This window comes from Chitinophaga parva, from assembly GCF_003071345.1.
GTDB lineage: Bacteria > Bacteroidota > Bacteroidia > Chitinophagales > Chitinophagaceae > Chitinophaga > Chitinophaga parva.
This window is the reverse complement of sequence record NZ_QCYK01000001.1, coordinates 197,423-213,614: the sequence shown is the minus strand read 5'-3', so window position 1 is coordinate 213,614 and position 16,192 is coordinate 197,423. Positions and strand designations below refer to the sequence as shown.

General features: G+C 51.7%; 14 protein-coding genes. 6 read left to right on the top strand and 8 right to left on the bottom strand.

The features are described 5' to 3' along the window. Positions 1–555 precede the first annotated feature (555 nt). Together kynU and DCC81_RS25775 are read left to right on the top strand one after the other, a co-directional pair. A complete protein-coding gene (gene kynU / locus DCC81_RS00915) occupies positions 556–1,821 on the top strand; it encodes a kynureninase (RefSeq protein WP_108684718.1) in 1,266 nt (421 codons plus the stop codon). 9 nt (positions 1,822–1,830) lie between these two features. Continuing rightward, positions 1,831–3,219: a 2'-5' RNA ligase family protein gene (locus DCC81_RS25775; protein WP_240612861.1), complete on the top strand. Its 1,389-nt coding sequence runs from the start codon at positions 1,831–1,833 to the stop codon at positions 3,217–3,219. A gap of 226 nt (positions 3,220–3,445) precedes the next feature. Here the strand turns inward: DCC81_RS25775 and DCC81_RS00905 are convergent, their stop codons facing one another. Then, positions 3,446–3,754 carry a carboxypeptidase-like regulatory domain-containing protein gene (locus tag DCC81_RS00905; RefSeq protein ID WP_108684717.1) on the bottom strand — a complete coding sequence of 103 codons (309 nt, stop codon included), beginning with the start codon at positions 3,752–3,754 and terminating at the stop codon, positions 3,446–3,448. Between the two features lie 451 nt (positions 3,755–4,205). On the opposite strand from DCC81_RS00905, the gene DCC81_RS00900 reads away from it, so the two are divergent. Both DCC81_RS00900 and DCC81_RS00895 read left to right on the top strand, forming a co-directional pair. After that, entirely contained in the window at positions 4,206–6,062 is a 1,857-nt protein-coding gene (locus DCC81_RS00900; protein ID WP_108684716.1) for a 2-oxoacid:acceptor oxidoreductase subunit alpha, read from the top strand. A 167-nt stretch (positions 6,063–6,229) separates the two neighbouring features. Then, positions 6,230–6,799, top strand: a complete 570-nt coding sequence (locus DCC81_RS00895) for a DUF6134 family protein (RefSeq protein WP_133177491.1) — start codon at positions 6,230–6,232, stop codon at positions 6,797–6,799. A gap of 227 nt (positions 6,800–7,026) precedes the next feature. Here the strand turns inward: DCC81_RS00895 and DCC81_RS00890 are convergent, their stop codons facing one another. The 7 genes from DCC81_RS00890 to gldA form a co-directional block, all read right to left on the bottom strand. Beyond that, on the bottom strand, positions 7,027–8,214 hold the full coding sequence (locus tag DCC81_RS00890) for a Gfo/Idh/MocA family protein (RefSeq protein ID WP_108684714.1): 1,188 nt from the start codon (positions 8,212–8,214) through the stop codon (positions 7,027–7,029). Positions 8,215–8,366: 152 nt separating this feature from the next. Further along, entirely contained in the window at positions 8,367–9,605 is a 1,239-nt protein-coding gene (locus tag DCC81_RS00885; RefSeq protein WP_108684713.1) for a nucleoside permease, read from the bottom strand. A 129-nt stretch (positions 9,606–9,734) separates the two neighbouring features. Then, positions 9,735–10,529, bottom strand: coding sequence for an endonuclease III (gene nth / locus DCC81_RS00880; RefSeq protein ID WP_108684712.1), 795 nt, complete (start codon positions 10,527–10,529; stop codon positions 9,735–9,737). 151 nt (positions 10,530–10,680) lie between these two features. Beyond that, the gene (locus DCC81_RS00875; RefSeq protein WP_108684711.1) at positions 10,681–10,905 is read right to left on the bottom strand and encodes a hypothetical protein; all 225 of its coding nucleotides are present in this window, start codon (positions 10,903–10,905) and stop codon (positions 10,681–10,683) included. 119 nt (positions 10,906–11,024) lie between these two features. Further along, positions 11,025–11,384 carry an FtsB family cell division protein gene (locus DCC81_RS00870; protein ID WP_108684710.1) on the bottom strand — a complete coding sequence of 120 codons (360 nt, stop codon included), beginning with the start codon at positions 11,382–11,384 and terminating at the stop codon, positions 11,025–11,027. Positions 11,385–11,483: 99 nt separating this feature from the next. Next, positions 11,484–12,776 carry a phosphopyruvate hydratase gene (gene eno, locus DCC81_RS00865; protein WP_108684709.1) on the bottom strand — a complete coding sequence of 431 codons (1,293 nt, stop codon included), beginning with the start codon at positions 12,774–12,776 and terminating at the stop codon, positions 11,484–11,486. Positions 12,777–12,883: 107 nt separating this feature from the next. Next, a complete protein-coding gene (gene gldA, locus DCC81_RS00860; protein WP_108684708.1) occupies positions 12,884–13,792 on the bottom strand; it encodes a gliding motility-associated ABC transporter ATP-binding subunit GldA in 909 nt (302 codons plus the stop codon). Positions 13,793–13,922: 130 nt separating this feature from the next. Here gldA and DCC81_RS00855 point away from each other — a divergent pair, with 130 nt between their 5' ends. Further along, positions 13,923–15,623: a M23 family metallopeptidase gene (locus DCC81_RS00855; protein WP_108684707.1), complete on the top strand. Its 1,701-nt coding sequence runs from the start codon at positions 13,923–13,925 to the stop codon at positions 15,621–15,623. A gap of 29 nt (positions 15,624–15,652) precedes the next feature. Further along, positions 15,653–16,108 (top strand): thioredoxin-dependent thiol peroxidase, encoded by a 456-nt coding sequence (gene bcp, locus DCC81_RS00850; protein WP_108684706.1) that lies wholly within the window; start codon positions 15,653–15,655, stop codon positions 16,106–16,108. Positions 16,109–16,192: the final 84 nt, after the last annotated feature.

Sequence of the window (16,192 nt, the reverse complement as noted above, 5' to 3'; positions counted from 1 at the left end):
CTTAAAAACCCGTTAAAAAACGGCTGTTTGTAGTCCATTTATACGTTTTTGGGCCATTTACCAAACTTTAACAAAAGAACATTGTTATATTTGGAAAGGCTTTATTATTTTTGGGTCCTTATTGAAAGATTGAGAAATACCATCTGGCACATTTTATAGCCTGAGCCAACTATTTAGATACTGAGAAAAGAAAGCGAAGGAAAACCGAAAAGCGGTCTGTACTGCACATTTTGAGAAAATAGATATAAAAGTCCCAAAACAACCAGTAAGATAAGCTATCCACGGGGTAGGCCTTTCACAAAGTGTGTAGGCTGCACAGCGCTCCAGCATAACATTAGCAAATTTTTTGAGTCGTAAACCAAGTTTATTCCTGACGATATTATCCAGACAAGGCATATTCTGGCCGATCAAACAAGGCTTATAGACCGGTAGGCGGTTATGGCCTGGGATTTGTGCCAATTTAGAGAATGCAATCACTGTAAAATCATAACAAGACAATTTCCACCTGGTAAGCCCGGAACCGAACAATAGCGCAAGATTAGAAAGAAAGTAACGATGACGTACCAAGCATCTTTATCCTATGCAGTAAGCCAGGATCAGCAGGATTCACTACATAAGTTCAGGGAGCAATTCCATTTTCCCCGTCACGAGGGCAAAGAAGCCATTTATTTCTGTGGGAATTCATTAGGTCTGCAGCCAAAAGCGCTACAGGCAGCCATACAACAGGAGCTGGAAGACTGGCGCACCCACGCCGTGGAAGGCTACTGGAAGGCGCAAAATCCATGGTTGTATTACCAGCAGTTCTGCCGCAAGCCCCTGGCCCCCCTGGTGGGCGCCCTGGAGCAGGAAGTTTCGGTCATGAACACGCTGACCACGAACCTGCACCTTTTGATGCTGAGTTTTTACCGCCCGTCCGGTAAGCGTTACAAGATCATCATGGAGGCAGGCGCATTCCCGAGCGATCAGTATGCCGTGGAAACGCAAGTAAAATTATACGGGTACAACCCGGCAGACGCGATCATCGAGATTTCGCCCAGGCCGGGAGAACATTTGATCCGGATAGAAGATATTTTACAGGCAATCGGTGAACAAAGTGATAGCTTAGCCTTGTTATTATTTGGCGGCATTAACTATTACACCGGCCAGCTTTTTGACATGAAAGCCTTAACCGAGGCAGCCCATCAAGTGGGCGCTTTTGCCGGTTTTGACCTGGCACATGCGGTAGGCAATGTACCTTTGCAACTACACGACTGGGAAGTGGACTTTGCGGTATGGTGTTCTTACAAATACCTCAATGGCGGGCCCGGTGCAGTGGGCGGCGCATTTATCCATGAAAAACATGCCGCACAGCTGGATTATCCCAGGGCAGGCGGCTGGTGGGGTAACGATGAAAGTACACGCTTCCTGATGGAAAAAGGGTTTGTACCCAAGGCTACCGCCGAAGGCTGGCAACTGAGCACAGCGCAGGTATTTAACATGGTGGGACTAAAAACATCCCTGGAAATATTTGGGTCCACCAGCATTGCTGCATTAAGAGAGAAGAGCATACAGCTTACCGGTTACCTGGAATATTTGCTCCATCAGATCGGTAGTATCAACTTTGAAATTTTAACACCTGAAAATTGTGCGGAACGTGGTGCGCAATTATCTTTGTTCTTCGGAAACCAGGGCAAAGCCATTCACCAGCAACTCACAGCAGCAGGTATCATTGTAGATTACAGAGAACCCGGCGTTATACGGTTTGCACCGGCGCCACTTTATAACACGTACCAGGATGTATTTCATGTTTATGAAATCATCTCTAATATTCAAACGTTTTAATTTAGCAAGATGAATTTTGAGAGAAACGAACGCCCCCGTAAGCCTTACAATCCGGACACCAACAAAGAATCTGATCCTAATTCCAATTCAGAGAAACCAGGTGGCTACAACAGGGACAACCGCGAATTTGACAGCGACAAGACTGATATGAACAGTCGTCCTTTCAATCCCGACCGGGAAACCAGGCCCTACCGGCCTAATTACAACCGCGAAGGTGGTGATAACTATGGCAACCGCGAAGGCGGTGGTGGCTATGGCAACCGTGAAGGCGGTGGTTATGGCAACCGCGAAGGTGGTGGCGGCTACGGTGGTGGCTACAACCGTGGTGGTGGCTATGGTAACCGCGAAGGCGGCGGCTACGGCAACCGCGAAGGTGGTGGCTATGGTAACCGCGAAGGTGGCGGCTATGGCAACCGTGAAGGCGGTGGCTACGGCAACCGTGATGGTGGTGGCTATGGTAACCGTGAAGGCGGTGGTTATGGTAACCGCGAAGGCGGCGGCTATGGCAACCGGGAAGGTGGTGGCTACGGCGGTGGCGGCGGTTACAATCGCGGCGGTGGCGGCGGTTATGATCGCGGCGGCGGCGGTGGATACAACCGTGGCGGCGGCGGTGGTTATGATCGCGGTGGCGGCGGTGGCGGATACAACCGTGGTGGTGGCGGTGGTTATGATCGCGGCGGTGGCGGCGGTTATAATCGCGGCGGTGGCGGCGGCTACGGCGGCGGCGGTGGATATAACCGCGGCGGTGGTGGCGGTGGCTACAATCGCGGCGGCGGTGGATACGGCGGTAGCCGTCCGGGCGGACGTCCCGGTGGCAACAGACGCCCCATGATGCCCAAACCAGATAACAAGATCTACTTTATTGCCCTGCTGCCCACTGCAGAAGTAGGTAAAGAGATCATTAAGATAAAACAGGAGTTTGCAGAAAAGTATGGCCCGGTGTACGCCCTGAAAGTACTGCCGCACATTACGCTGCAGGTACCGTTCACCGCAGACCCGGCCCTGGAAAAAGCCTTCTGCGACGAGCTGACCGAATTTGCCAAGACACAGGCGCCTTTCGAAGTGAACCTGAACGGCTTTGGTACATTCCCCAACAAGCAGAACCGCGTACTGTTTATCAACGTAGAGAAGAGCGAAACGATGTCAGCTATGCACCGTTTGCTGATCAACTTCCTGCGCAAAGAATTCGGCTTCTCCACCATGCTGGCACGTACCGGCTTTACCCCGCACGTGACCGTAGCATTCAAGGACCTGACCGACGAGCAGTTTGAGAAAGCATGGCCGGAGTACGAAAACAAAGAGTACACTGCCAGCTTCAAGGTGAATAACCTGTACTTCCTGCGCCACAACGGCAAATCATGGGAAGTGCTGCAGAAATGCAAACTGGGCGGCGCGTGAGCGGATGCCTGAAGATAAAGGAAACGCCCCTGCCACACCGGCAGGGGCGTTTTTTGTTGACCGCAAGCCAACCATTCCACAATGCAACGGAAAATGCATCAGGCATATAACGCTAACGCATACACGTAAATAACATGCCGCAAAAAAAGAAGCCGGCCATACAGACGTATGATGCCGGCTTTTTGATTAACCCCTATGAAAACCAACTATTGCGTTGATAAAGACTTTATTGATCCAGTTTGATCTCGCCCAGGTCAGTGACCTTACCATCTTCTACTTTAACATTCTGGATGGTAGCATCCTTGTATGGGCTTTTGGCATTTACGATCACGGTATACGTTCCTGCCTTCACATTTTCAAAGCTCACCATCCCGTTTGATACTGCCGTTTTCAGTGTATCACTGCCCGCAAACGCCCACACTTCTGTGGCCCCGTCGGGCGGTGTGATCTTGCCGCTGATAGAACCTGCCGCAGGGCGGAATGCAATGGCGCCCGTAAGCAATGTCATCAGCAATGTGAGTCGTATATATTTCATAAACGTTGGTTTAAAGAAATTGGTGTATGATTTTTTTTGTTTTAACACTACTTTAGGAATTTGCAGTACAGCTTACCGTCAACTGCGGCACAGCTGCAAACGTAGTAGCAGCGCTGGCTTCAGGGATAATATTCCAAACACCATGCCATGGCATTTGCGCATTTTTTCTTTTAACAAAACGTGTAAATGCTCGGGTAGAAAAGCGGGTACAGCCATCCTTCCCTATTACAAATTATGATGGGTCATAACCTGCGGTAATCCGCTAAACAATGCAAATGCCCTGCGGTCCTGGTATTGCGCGCAGCGCACCTACACCTGGCCCTGCTACCTGGATAATATGCTTTTGTAGAAGTCTACCAACATTGTGTACTTTTGCACCAGGCAGTTTTTCCCGATTGGGATACCATTAGTACCTGCCGAATTGCTAACTTTACCAGCTCAAATTATCGTAATGTCCAATACTCCGATACAACAGATTGAAGATGTGGTGATTAAGTTTGCCGGCGATAGCGGGGACGGGATGCAGCTGACCGGCACCCAGTTTTCCAATAACACCGCCCTGATTGGCAACGACCTTAGTACCTTCCCGGATTTCCCGGCCGAAATACGTGCCCCGATAGGCACCCTGCCCGGGGTGAGCGGCTTCCAGCTGCACTTTTCCTCTAACCGCATTTTTACCCCTGGCGACGCCTGCGACGTGCTGGTGGCCATGAACGCCGCCGCCCTGAAAGCGAACCTGAAAGGTCTGAAAAAAGGCGGCATCATCATCGCCAATACGGACGGTTTTGATTCCAAGAACCTGCGCCTGGCTAACTACCCCGAAGGCGTGAACCCGCTGGAAGACGGCTCCCTGGCCGCTTACCAGCTGCACACCATGGACATCACCAAGATGACCCGCGAAGCCCTGAAGGACAGCCCCCTGGGCATGAAGGAGAAAGACCGCTCCAAGAACATGTTCGTGCTGGGTTTTCTCTACTGGCTCTACGACCGCGATATGAACAATACCGTGGCCTTCCTCAATGACAAATTTGGCAAGAAGCCGGACGTGCTGGAAAGCAACCTGAAAACACTGAAAGCCGGCTATAATTATGGCGATACGGTGGAAGCTTTTTCTACCCGCTACCGCGTGGAAAAAGCCCGCATGGAGCCCGGCGTGTACCGCAGCATCACGGGCAATACCGCCCTGGCCTACGGCCTGGTGGCTGCCAGCCAGAAATCAAACCTGCCCCTGTTCCTGGGTACCTATCCCATTACGCCGGCGTCAGACATCCTGCATGAACTGAGCCGCTATAAAAACTTTGGCATCAAGACCTTCCAGGCAGAAGATGAGATTGCGGGTATTACGTCTGCCATTGGCGCCTCTTACGGTGGCCACATGGGGGTAACCACTACCTCCGGCCCGGGTATGGCCCTGAAAAGTGAAGCCATGGGCCTGGCCATGATGCTGGAAATTCCCCTGCTGATCATAGATATCCAGCGTGGTGGCCCCTCTACGGGCCTGCCCACCAAAACGGAGCAATCTGACCTGCTGCAGGCCTACTACGGCCGCAACGGGGAGTGCCCCATGCCGGTGATCTCTGCCAGCACCCCGTCCGACTGTTTTGAGGCGGTGTTTGAAGCCTTCCGCATTGCGGTGCAGCATATGACACCGGTGATCTTCCTCAGTGACGGTTATATCGCCAACGGTGCGGAGCCCTGGCGCTTCCCAAAAGCATCCAGCCTGCCCCAGATAGCGGTGAAGTTCAAGACGCAACTGGAAGAAGGAGAGGAGCATTTCTATCCCTACCAGCGCGATGAGAAACTGGTACGCCCCTGGGCAGTGCCCGGCACTGCCGGCCTGGAACACCGCATTGGCGGCCTTGAAAAGCAGAATATCACTGGTAACGTGAGCTACGATCCGGAAAACCACCAGGTGATGGTGAAGATCCGCCAGGAGAAAGTAGATCGCATTGCTGACTATATTCCCGCGCAGAAAATAGAGCTGGGCCCTGAAAAGGGCAAAGTGCTCATACTGGGTTGGGGCTCTACCTACGGTGCTATCAAGAGCGCGGTGCTGGAACTGCTGGAAGAAGGCCACGAAGTAGCACATGCACACCTGCGCCACCTGCGCCCGTTCCCCAAGAACCTGGGTGACATCCTGCACAGCTTTGACAAGGTGCTTATCCCCGAAATCAATAATGGTCAGCTGATCAAGATCATCCGCGACCAATACCTGGTAGACGCCATTGGTTATAACAAGATCATGGGCGTGCCCATTACCAAAAGCGAACTGGTGGTGCGCATCAAAGAATTGCTGACAGCCAAATAAGGTGTAAGAGCCTGGCTGTTCCGGACCGTTAGTTACAGTTGCCACTGCGCTGTGCTAACGGTTTTTTTTAAGTGCTGGCCGATGCCATCTATCACACGGAATTGTTAGCGGGCCACTGGTATTTTTTTGTATATTTAAAAACAGCGGATCAAGAACTAAGTGTTACTATGAAATACCTGTTGAGCTTCATGCTTGCCTTCTTTACTGTAAAACCGGCCCACGCACAAACGCAGCAATACCAGATCGTGTTTGGCAACCGGCCGGTGGGTTTTGTTAATGCCAGGCAAACCCAAAGCGGCAATACCCGCAACATTACGATCAAGAGCGAGTTTCACATCATTGGCAATATCACCACCCAGCTGGACGTGCAGTTTGCAGGTAGTACGCTGGAGCAGGCCCGCAATGTGCGGAACAAATCCGGAACGGATGAAGTAACCACCACGCTGCATGCGGGCAGGCAATACAATGTCAGTCACGATAATACTAAAACCGTGATCCCGGAAGCCTCCATCACACACTGCGTGAGTGAGCTTTACTTTACAGAGCCGGTGCGCATCACCTCCGTTTTTTCAGAAGCGCAGGGCCAGGTGCTGGCACTCAGGTCCCTTGGTGGCAGCCGCTATGAGCTTACCCTGCCCGATGGTAAACGCAATGTGTACCGGTATGAAAAAGGGAAGCTGGTGGAAGTGGAGATCAATCATACGTTTGGGAAAGCGTATATCCGGCTGGTAAGCTGAGCCCATTTTCATTGTTAGATAAAATTGCCACGGAAGGCAATACCTGTTTGATCGATTTATCAACCAATTTCTAAGCAAAAATTCCAAAACACAACCCGGCTGAAAGCCTTGTGGGTATTGCGTTTTGGAATTTTTTATTGGATAATGTTCCTAAGCAGTGCTGCTGCAGAACGCTTGAGAACTGAATTTGAAATTCCCGGGAAACCTGAAATAGGAAGCTTTTCCGCCTACACCGTTTTCTCCGTGATCTGCCCCGTGGTCTTATGTTTCAGGATCAGTTTCTTAGCCCCGTAGTGCGTGGTTTCTTCTTTGATCAGGTAGTGGTCTGCATCGTATTCCTGCTGGTCTTTGTTGCTGGTAACACCGGTCTGGCCGCGCCAGATGTCCAGTTGCACGGGCTCCCACTGCTTGCTGGTGGCTGATCTGTAGGCGGCATCCAGGATAGCGTTTACCACGTAGCCATCATAGAAGCTTTCACGGGGTGTTTGCTTGTTTTCGATGGAGCGGAGCATGTCGGTGAACATATGGTTGTAGCCCAGGTCATTGATCTCATCACCTACGGGGAAGAGCCAGCCGCTGTTGCTTTCTGCTTTTTCTGCGACATAGTCTGCTCCTTTGCCGGTGGTGAACATATCGAAACCGGTGCGCAGGAAGTTATTGATCCAGATGGTGCCTTCCGTACCCATTACCTCATCGCGGAGGTCCAGGCCACCCCGGAAGGTCCAGCTTACCTCAAACTGGCCAATGGCGCCATTCTCATACTTCACCAGGGCAATGGCATGGTCTTCTGCATCGATGGGTTTTACCTGTGTATCTGCCCAGCACATGACTTCCATGGGGCGGATGTCTTTGCCGATGAAGCTGCGGGTTATTTCCACGCAGTGGCAGCCCAGGTCCAGCATGCAACCGCCGCCGGCTTGTTCCTTATCCCAGAACCATTCGCTGTGGGGGCCAGGGTGTGTTTCACGGCTCTTGGCCCAGAGGATGCGGCCCAGGGCACCATTCTGCACACTTTGCAAGGCTTTGCTGAATTTGGGCGTGTACACCAGGTCTTCCAGGTAGCCGTGGAAGATGCCTGCTTTTTCTACGGCTTCCAGCATGCGTTTGGCTTCTGCGGCATTACGGCCCAGGGGCTTGGTGCACAGCACGGCCTTTTTAGCCGCGCAGCAGGCCAGCACCGCGGCTTCGTGCAGGTTGTTGGGCAGGGAAATGCATACCACTTCCACATCGGGGTGGTTAATGGCGGCCAGCATGTCTGTGGTGGCATGCGGTACTTTGTAGTCTTCGGCAAACTTGCGCGCGCTTTCTTCGCGGCGGGAATAGATACTTACAATTTCATCTTTGCTTCTTTGTCCCAGCAGGGAATCCGCATAAAAACGCCCGATAAAACCCGAGCCCAGCATGGCAATTCTCATGGTAATAATGTGTTGGTGAAGGTTAAATGATCACGTGGTTGTTAGTAAAAGAAAAGCGGGTATTAATTGCAATGATCGATTGTTTGATAGGAATAAACAATAAATGATTACGATTAATACCCGCGGGATAAAAGCGTTTGGTAAAAGCCTGGTTAGTGGGCCGCGGCAGCTGTAGCCAGGTCTTCCTGTTTGATAGCGTTGCGGTCTTTAAACAGCAGGACGAACAGCAGGAGCACCACTACGGCAATGCCGGCAGGGATCAGCCATACAGACGTCCAGTTGTGGGTATCTGCACCGGTCTTGTAGCTGTTTACAATAGGGCCGGACATGTAAGAGCCGATCAGCATGCCCACGCCATAAGTAGCCAGCGTGATCATACCCTGCGCAGCGCTCTTGAATTGCGGGCCGGCCAGGTTGTCGGTATAGATCTGTCCTGTTACGAAGAAGAAGTCGTAGCATACACCATGCAGCACAATGCCACCGATGAGCATCCAGTAACCCGCATCCACATTACCATAAGCAAAGAAAATGTAGCGGAGCACCCATGCGGCCATACCTACAGCCAGCATTTTTTTCACGCCCAGTCTTACAAAAAGCAGGGGCATGATCACCATGAACAGCAGCTCAGAAACCTGTCCCAGGGCCATTTTCCCGGCAGCAGCCTTCATGCCGATCTCGTTCAGGAAAGGATTGGTGAAGTTGTAGTAGAATGACAGCGGCACGCAGATGGCGATAGATGCCAGGAAGAAGATCAGGTAAGATTTATTGGCCAGCAGTTTCAGTGCATCTAGGCCAATGATATCGCCCACGGTCACTTTCTGGCCTCTTTTGCCCGGGGGGGTATTGGGCAGGGTAAAGCTCAGGAGGCCCAGTACCAGGGATGCACCGGCAGCCATTTTGAAGGTAAGGTCCAGTTTATGATTGGATTCCCATGCCAGCCAGCCGATCAGCACACCGGCCACGATCCAGCCCAGGGTGCCCATGGTACGGATGGGCGGAAACTCTTTGCTGGGATTTTTCATCTGGTTGAAGGAAACGGTATTCACCAGTGCCAGGGTGGGCATGTACAATACCATGTACAGCACAATGAGCGGGTAAAATGCGGAAAAGTCTGTAAGGGTGGAGCAGTACCACAGGGTGGCAGCGCCCAGCAGGTGCAGCACGCCCATAATGATCTGTGCGGCGATGTAACGGTCTGCGATCAGACCAATGATAAACGGTGCAATGATGGCACCAAATGACTGGCAGAGATAGGCTTGCCCTACGTGACCGTCGTTAGTGTTCTGTAAGTTTTTCAATACAAAGGTTCCCATGGTAACGAACCAGGCGCCCCAGATAAAGAACTCCAGGAACATCATCAACATCAGCTGTAGTCGGGTGGCTGCTTTCATAAACGTGTAAGTAAGGCTTTTGGTCAGGTAAAATAAAACGCTGGTTAAGATAGTAAAAATGTCGGACGCACAAGTTATTTTTTGGGCGGCCGGCAAAAGGCAGAATGCAGTACAGATGGCCTTTGAAGCCTATTTTGTTTTCTTTGGTTTCACAGCCGCTTTTTTGGGCGTGGCCGCTTTCTTTGCAGCAGTGGTTTCCTTTCCGGCGGCTTTCTTTGGTTTCGCTTTTGCCGCAGGCATCACGTGCGACGGGAGCAGCGGCAGTTGCCGTGCTTCCAGTTCTTTTTTTACAACCGTGTTGTAGTATTTGCAGGCCGGCCGCAGGCCACACTCCCCGCACCTGGGATTGCGGGCCACACAAATGTAGCGGCCATGCAATATGATCCAGTGGTGGGCAATATGCACCTTGTCTTCCGGGATGTATTTGAGCAGCTGCATTTCCGTTTGCAGCGGTGTTTTGGCACCGGTGGTAAGTCCTATGCGGGCCGATACGCGGAATACGTGGGTATCCACGGCCATGTTGGGCTGGTGGTCTATCACGGAGGTAATCACATTGGCCGTCTTGCGGCCTACGCCCGGCAGCGTAATGAGCTCCGGCACGGTGTGTGGTATTTCCCCATGAAAGTCATGCACCACCTTCTCCGCCATGCCGATCAGGTGTTTTGTTTTATTATTCGGGTAAGAAATGCTGCGGATCAGCGGGAAGAGCTCATCAAACGTGGCAGTGGCCAGTTTCTCTACCGTGGGGTAGCGCTGGAAAATGGCCGGGGTGGTCATATTCACCCGCTTGTCCGTACACTGGGCCGATAGGATCACAGCCACCAGCAGCTCGTAGGGATTGTCGTAAACCAGTTCTGTTTCGGCATCCGGGACATGCTGTTCAAACCAGCGGATCACGAAGTCGAAGCGCTCTTTTTTAGTCATTGTATCTGGTAGTATGTATGATGTAGTAGGTACGGTGTACAAGGTACTGCGTACAATGCGTTAAGGCGCAAAATAAGATTTTACGACCTGTTTTGCACATAACAATACGAAGCACCTGTGTACTTATTACTTACTACCTGGTACCAACTTCTTACCGGGAAACCTTCTCCTGCGCTGCTGCCGCATGCGCAAAGATCGCTTTCAGCGCTGCGGCGCGGGGGGCGGTGCGCAAAGTGTCCAGTGCAGCATAAGTTTCGGAAAGGTGTGCCTGTTCTGTAGCGGGTAAAATGAGATCCTGGGATACGAGCGTGGTTTGTTTTTGGCTACCAGTGACAGGGAAGGATTTTGTAAAAGAGAAAGGTGTAGAATTATCCATGCAGTGTATTTTATATGTGAACTTGGATATTACCTTCTTATAACGGACAATGTTAACGGCGTATTGTTGCCCGTGCCCAAAAATTATGGGACGCAGATAAGCCCGGCTGGCGGCTGTTGTTACTCTTTCTCCTTGATAATGAATTCGTCTTCGTTGTCTTTTTTGAAAAGGTACTTCTCCCGGGCAAATTTCTCCAGAGCATCCGGGGTGCCCAGCAGTTCTTCCTGTTCTTTCCGGGTTTGCGCTATCTGTTGTGTCAGGCTTTCCCGGCGGGCCACGCGCTTGCCCACTTCCCGTGATAAATGAATGCTGTACAGCAGGTTATGATCGTCAAAGAAAGCTATCCAGAGCACAAAAGCCGTAGCCGTAACCACGTACTTATTACGGGCCCAGGCAGGGATGCTGAACTTCGGACGTTTATTGCTTCCGTCAATGATCTCGTCATGGTTTTCCAGTGGATCCTGCAGCTGCTCTTCCATTCGCGTTGAATAAACGGGTTAAAAAAATACCGGGTACTGCCTCGGAAGTCAGTACCCGGTTGTATGTTTATACACTGCTAAACCAGTGTACCATTGGCCTTACTTCTTACCAAATTTAATGGTATTTCCGGGATAATAAGCCACATTGTCCAGTTCTTCCTCAATGCGGATCAGCTGGTTGTACTTGGCAATACGGTCCGTACGGGAAGCAGAACCGGTCTTGATCTGGCCGCAGTTCAGGGCTACTGCCAGGTCGGCGATGGTTACGTCTTCGGTTTCGCCGGAACGGTGGCTCATCACGGAAGTATAGCCGGCTTTGTGGGCCATGTTCACCGCGTTGATGGTTTCGGTCACCGTACCGATCTGGTTTACCTTGATCAGAATAGAGTTGGCAATGCCCTTATCAATACCTTCTTTCAGGCGGGTTACGTTGGTTACGAACAGGTCGTCGCCTACCAGCTGTACCTTGGCGCCGATCGCTTCGGTCAGTTTTTTCCAGCCTTCCCAGTCGTCTTCTGCCATACCATCTTCGATGGAGATGATGGGATATTTGTTTACCCATTCTGTCCAGTAGGCCACCATCTCATCGCTGGTCAGCACCTTGCCGGAAGATTTGTAGAATTTATAGGTCTTGTCAGCCTCGTTGTACATCTCGCTGCTGGCGGCGTCCAGGGCGATACCGATCTGGGAACCTGCTTTGTAGCCAGCGGCTTCGATGGCTGCCAGTACGGTTTCGATAGCTTCTTCATTGCTCTGGATCTCCGGGGCAAAGCCGCCTTCGTCCCCTACGTTGGTGCTGTAGCCTTTCTTTTTCAGTACGGATTTCAGGTGGTGGAAGATCTCAACACCCCAGCGCAGGCCTTCGGAGAAGGAAGAAGCGCCAATGGGTACGATCATGAATTCCTGGTAGTCGATCTTGTTATCAGCGTGCACACCACCGTTGATGATGTTCATCATGGGTACGGGCAGGGTAGAAGCGTTAACGCCACCCAGGTAACGGTACAGTGGCAGGCCCACTTCGTCCGCAGCGGCTTTGGCTACTGCCATAGACACGGCCAGCATGGCGTTTGCTCCCAGCTTGCTCTTGTTGGGAGTACCATCCAGTTCGATCATAGCCTGGTCAATGCCAGACTGGTCTGTAACATCCCAACCGATCAGTTCTTCAGCAATGATATCATTTACGTTGGCTACTGCCTGCAGAACGCCTTTGCCCATGTATACACTCTTGTCGTTGTCACGCAGTTCCACGGCCTCGTGCTTACCGGTAGAGGCGCCGGAGGGCACAGCGGCGCGGCCAAAGTGACCGTCTTCTGTGGTTACGTCTACTTCTACAGTGGGATTGCCACGGCTGTCAAGGATTTGTCTCGCGTGAATAGCTGAAATGATGCTCATTTTTTAAAAATTGAGATTTGAAATATGGTTAAAGAAAATCAGTTGTAGAATAGTTGCTGGTGCAACGGCTTTGTGTGGCCCTGTAACAAGCACATTTACGACGAACTTTACTTTGTCAATTCCCGGAAAATACTTTCCAGGCTTTGTGAATTGCTCTGCAAAGAAAGGATGTTCCGGTTATTTATCAAAGCGAATTGTAGCAGGTTTTTCCGCACGGATTCTACATCCTGGCTGTACAATGTCCAACTGTTGCCCTCGCCGGCCTGTACCCGCGTTACACCTGCAATGGCTTCCAGGGCGGCCGGCACGAGCTGCTCCGCGAAAGATACCTGTATGGAACCACCACCAGTGCTGGTTTGCTGCAGGGCGGCAATGGGGTTGTCCATCACCAGCTGGCCTTTGTTGATAATAAGCACGCGGCTGCACATGGCTTCCACTTCCTGCATGATATGGGTAGAGAGGATCACCGTTTTATCCGCACCCAGGGACCGGATCAGCTGGCGGATCTCCACCAGTTGGTTGGGATCCAGGCCGGAAGTAGGCTCGTCCAGGATGAGTACTTCAGGGTTATGCAGCAGCGCCTGGGCCAGGCCCACCCGCTGTTTGTAGCCTTTGGACAAGGCACCTATTTTCTTTTTGCTTTCCGGTGCAAGGCCGGTCACCTGGATCATTTCTTCCACGCGCTTTTCCGCGGAAATGCCCAACTGGTGCACGCCTGCAATGAAGCGCAGGAACTCCCGCACGTACATGTCGAAGTACAGGGGATTGGATTCCGGCAGGTAACCTACGCGTTTGCGCACTTTCATGGGATCTTTCACTGCATCAAAGCCGCACACGGTAGCCGTGCCGCCGCTGGGTGGCAGGTAGCCCGTGATCATTTTCATGGTAGTGGATTTACCCGCACCATTGGGCCCCAGGAACCCCACGATCTCGCCCTTCTGCAAGGAAAAGGAGATGTTGTCCACTGCCTTTTGTTCCCCGTAAATCTTGCTGAGCTGCGCTACTTCAATGGACATGTGGTCTCACATTTTAAGGCCACCAAAGTAGAAAAAAAATTGCATATATGTTGGCCGGTAACATTTAAAAAATGTTTGGTATCATTGTTATGAGTCAACCTAACATCCGCACTTTACACGGGAACTTTTTATGAAACGATATTTTGGTTTTTGCTTATTTCTGGCCCCGTTACTGGCCTCCGCGCAGGACATGCCGGTAAAGAATTATCCGAAGGGCTACTTCCGCGATCCGCTGGATATTCCTATTTCCCTGGCCGGCAACTTTGGTGAGCTGCGCCCCAATCACTTCCACTCCGGTATGGACATTAAGACCAACCAGCGGGAAAACCTGGCCGTGCACGCCGCGGCAGATGGTTATGTGAGCCGGGTAGGGGTGTCGCACACGGGCTTTGGCAACGTGATCTACATTACCCATCCCAACGGGTTTACCACGGTGCACGGGCATTTGAACCGCTTCTTCCCCGCGTTGGAAAAGTATGTGAAAGACCAGGAATACAAAACCGAAAGCTGGGCATGTGACATGGCCATACCGGCCAATATGTTTCCTGTAAAGAAAGGCCAGTTCATTGCCTGGAGCGGCAATACGGGCGGCAGCGCGGGCCCCCACCTGCATTTCGAGATCCGTGAAACCGCCAGCGGCAAGCCGGTGAATCCCCTGCTGTTTGGCTTTGACGTGCCCGACACCCGCGCCCCGGAAGTGTACCGCATCGCGGTGTACAACCGCTTTACCAGCATTTACCAGCAATCACCGCAAATGATCTCCGTAAAAAAAGTGGGGAATGTATACCAGCCCGCCACGCCCGTGATCACTACGTCCCACAGCCTGGTGAGCATCGGTGTGCAGGCCATAGACCGGCAGAATAACTCGGAGAATGCCAACGGCATTTACGAGGCGGTTTTATTGCAGGATAACACACCGGACATTGGCTTCCAGTTAGACCATATCGGGTATGAAGAAACGCGCTACATCAATGCACATGTGGATTATAAAACAAAGAAGAACGGAGGCCCTTACCTGCAACTGCTATATGCCCTGCCGGGCAATAAACTCGATATTTATCACCCGCTGAAAGGGAGTGGCATCGTGAGTTTGAGCGATGGGGCCGTACATAACCTGCAGCTGCAGGTGAAGGATGCCTATGGCAATACCAGCATAGTGAAATTTGCTTTGCAATGTAAAGGGGAAGATGAACCGGCAGACAGTTGTGCAAAAATGATCCGCCCTTCCATGCGCAATGATTTTGCGAATGCCAACGTGGCCTTTTCCTTAGGGGAAGATGAGGTGTATGATTCCTTCTGCTTTGACTATGCAGAACGCCCTGCAAAAGATGCGGATTATTATTCCAATAGCTACCAGTTGCAATCCGTGCTGGTGCCCGTGCACGATACATTCTCCGTGCGCATAAAACCCACCAAACCCGTGCCTGCAGCGCTTACCAACAAAATAGTGATGATCCGGGAAGGTGGGGGCGACAGGGCTGCCGCCGCGGTGAAACTGGAGAACGGATGGTACCGGGGCGTGTTCAAAGAGCTCGGCAACTTCCACCTGGAAACAGACCTGAAAGACCCTACCATCAAGCCTTTGGGCAAAGTTACCCCGCACATGAGCCTCAAAACGGCTACCAAAATATCCTTTGCTATGGGTGACAACAACGGCATTAAGAGTTACCGCGGTATGCTGGATGGCAAGTGGCTGATGTTTTCCCGGAAGAACAACGTGCTCACCTACACCTTTGAGGAGCATTGCCCGGAGGGCGAACACACGCTGGCCCTCACCGTTACTGACCTGGCAGACAACAGCACCACTTACACGCTGCAATTTAAGCGTTAACTTTGCCCCCGGAATAAAACGACAGTAAGATGAAACACCTGAAGCCAGGCGATGTGGCGCCAGCCTTTACGGCACAGGACCAGGACGGCAATACAGTTTCCCTCAGTGATTACCGCGGTAAGAAAGTAGTGCTCTACTTTTACCCGAAAGACAATACGCCCGCATGTACCGCCCAGGCCTGCAACCTGCGGGATAACCACGCGTTGATGCTACGCCAGGGCTACGTGGTGTTGGGTGTAAGCGCAGACAGCCAGAAAAGCCACAAGAAGTTCGCTACCAAATTCAACCTGAACTTTCCCCTGCTGGCGGATGAAGACCACACCATCCTGAACGCCTACGGCGTGTGGGGTGAAAAGAAATTCATGGGCCGCACTTTTGATGGCATTCACCGCATGACTTTCGTGATCAATGAGAAGGGGGTGATAGAAGAGGTGATTGAAAAGGTGCATACGAAGCGGCATGCAGAAGAGGTGCTGAAGATGTAATACAAGCGTACAACGTACAGCGTACAGCGTACAGCGTACAGCGTATTTTGTTTTAGAAAAACAATACTGACGCGGTTTTACGCC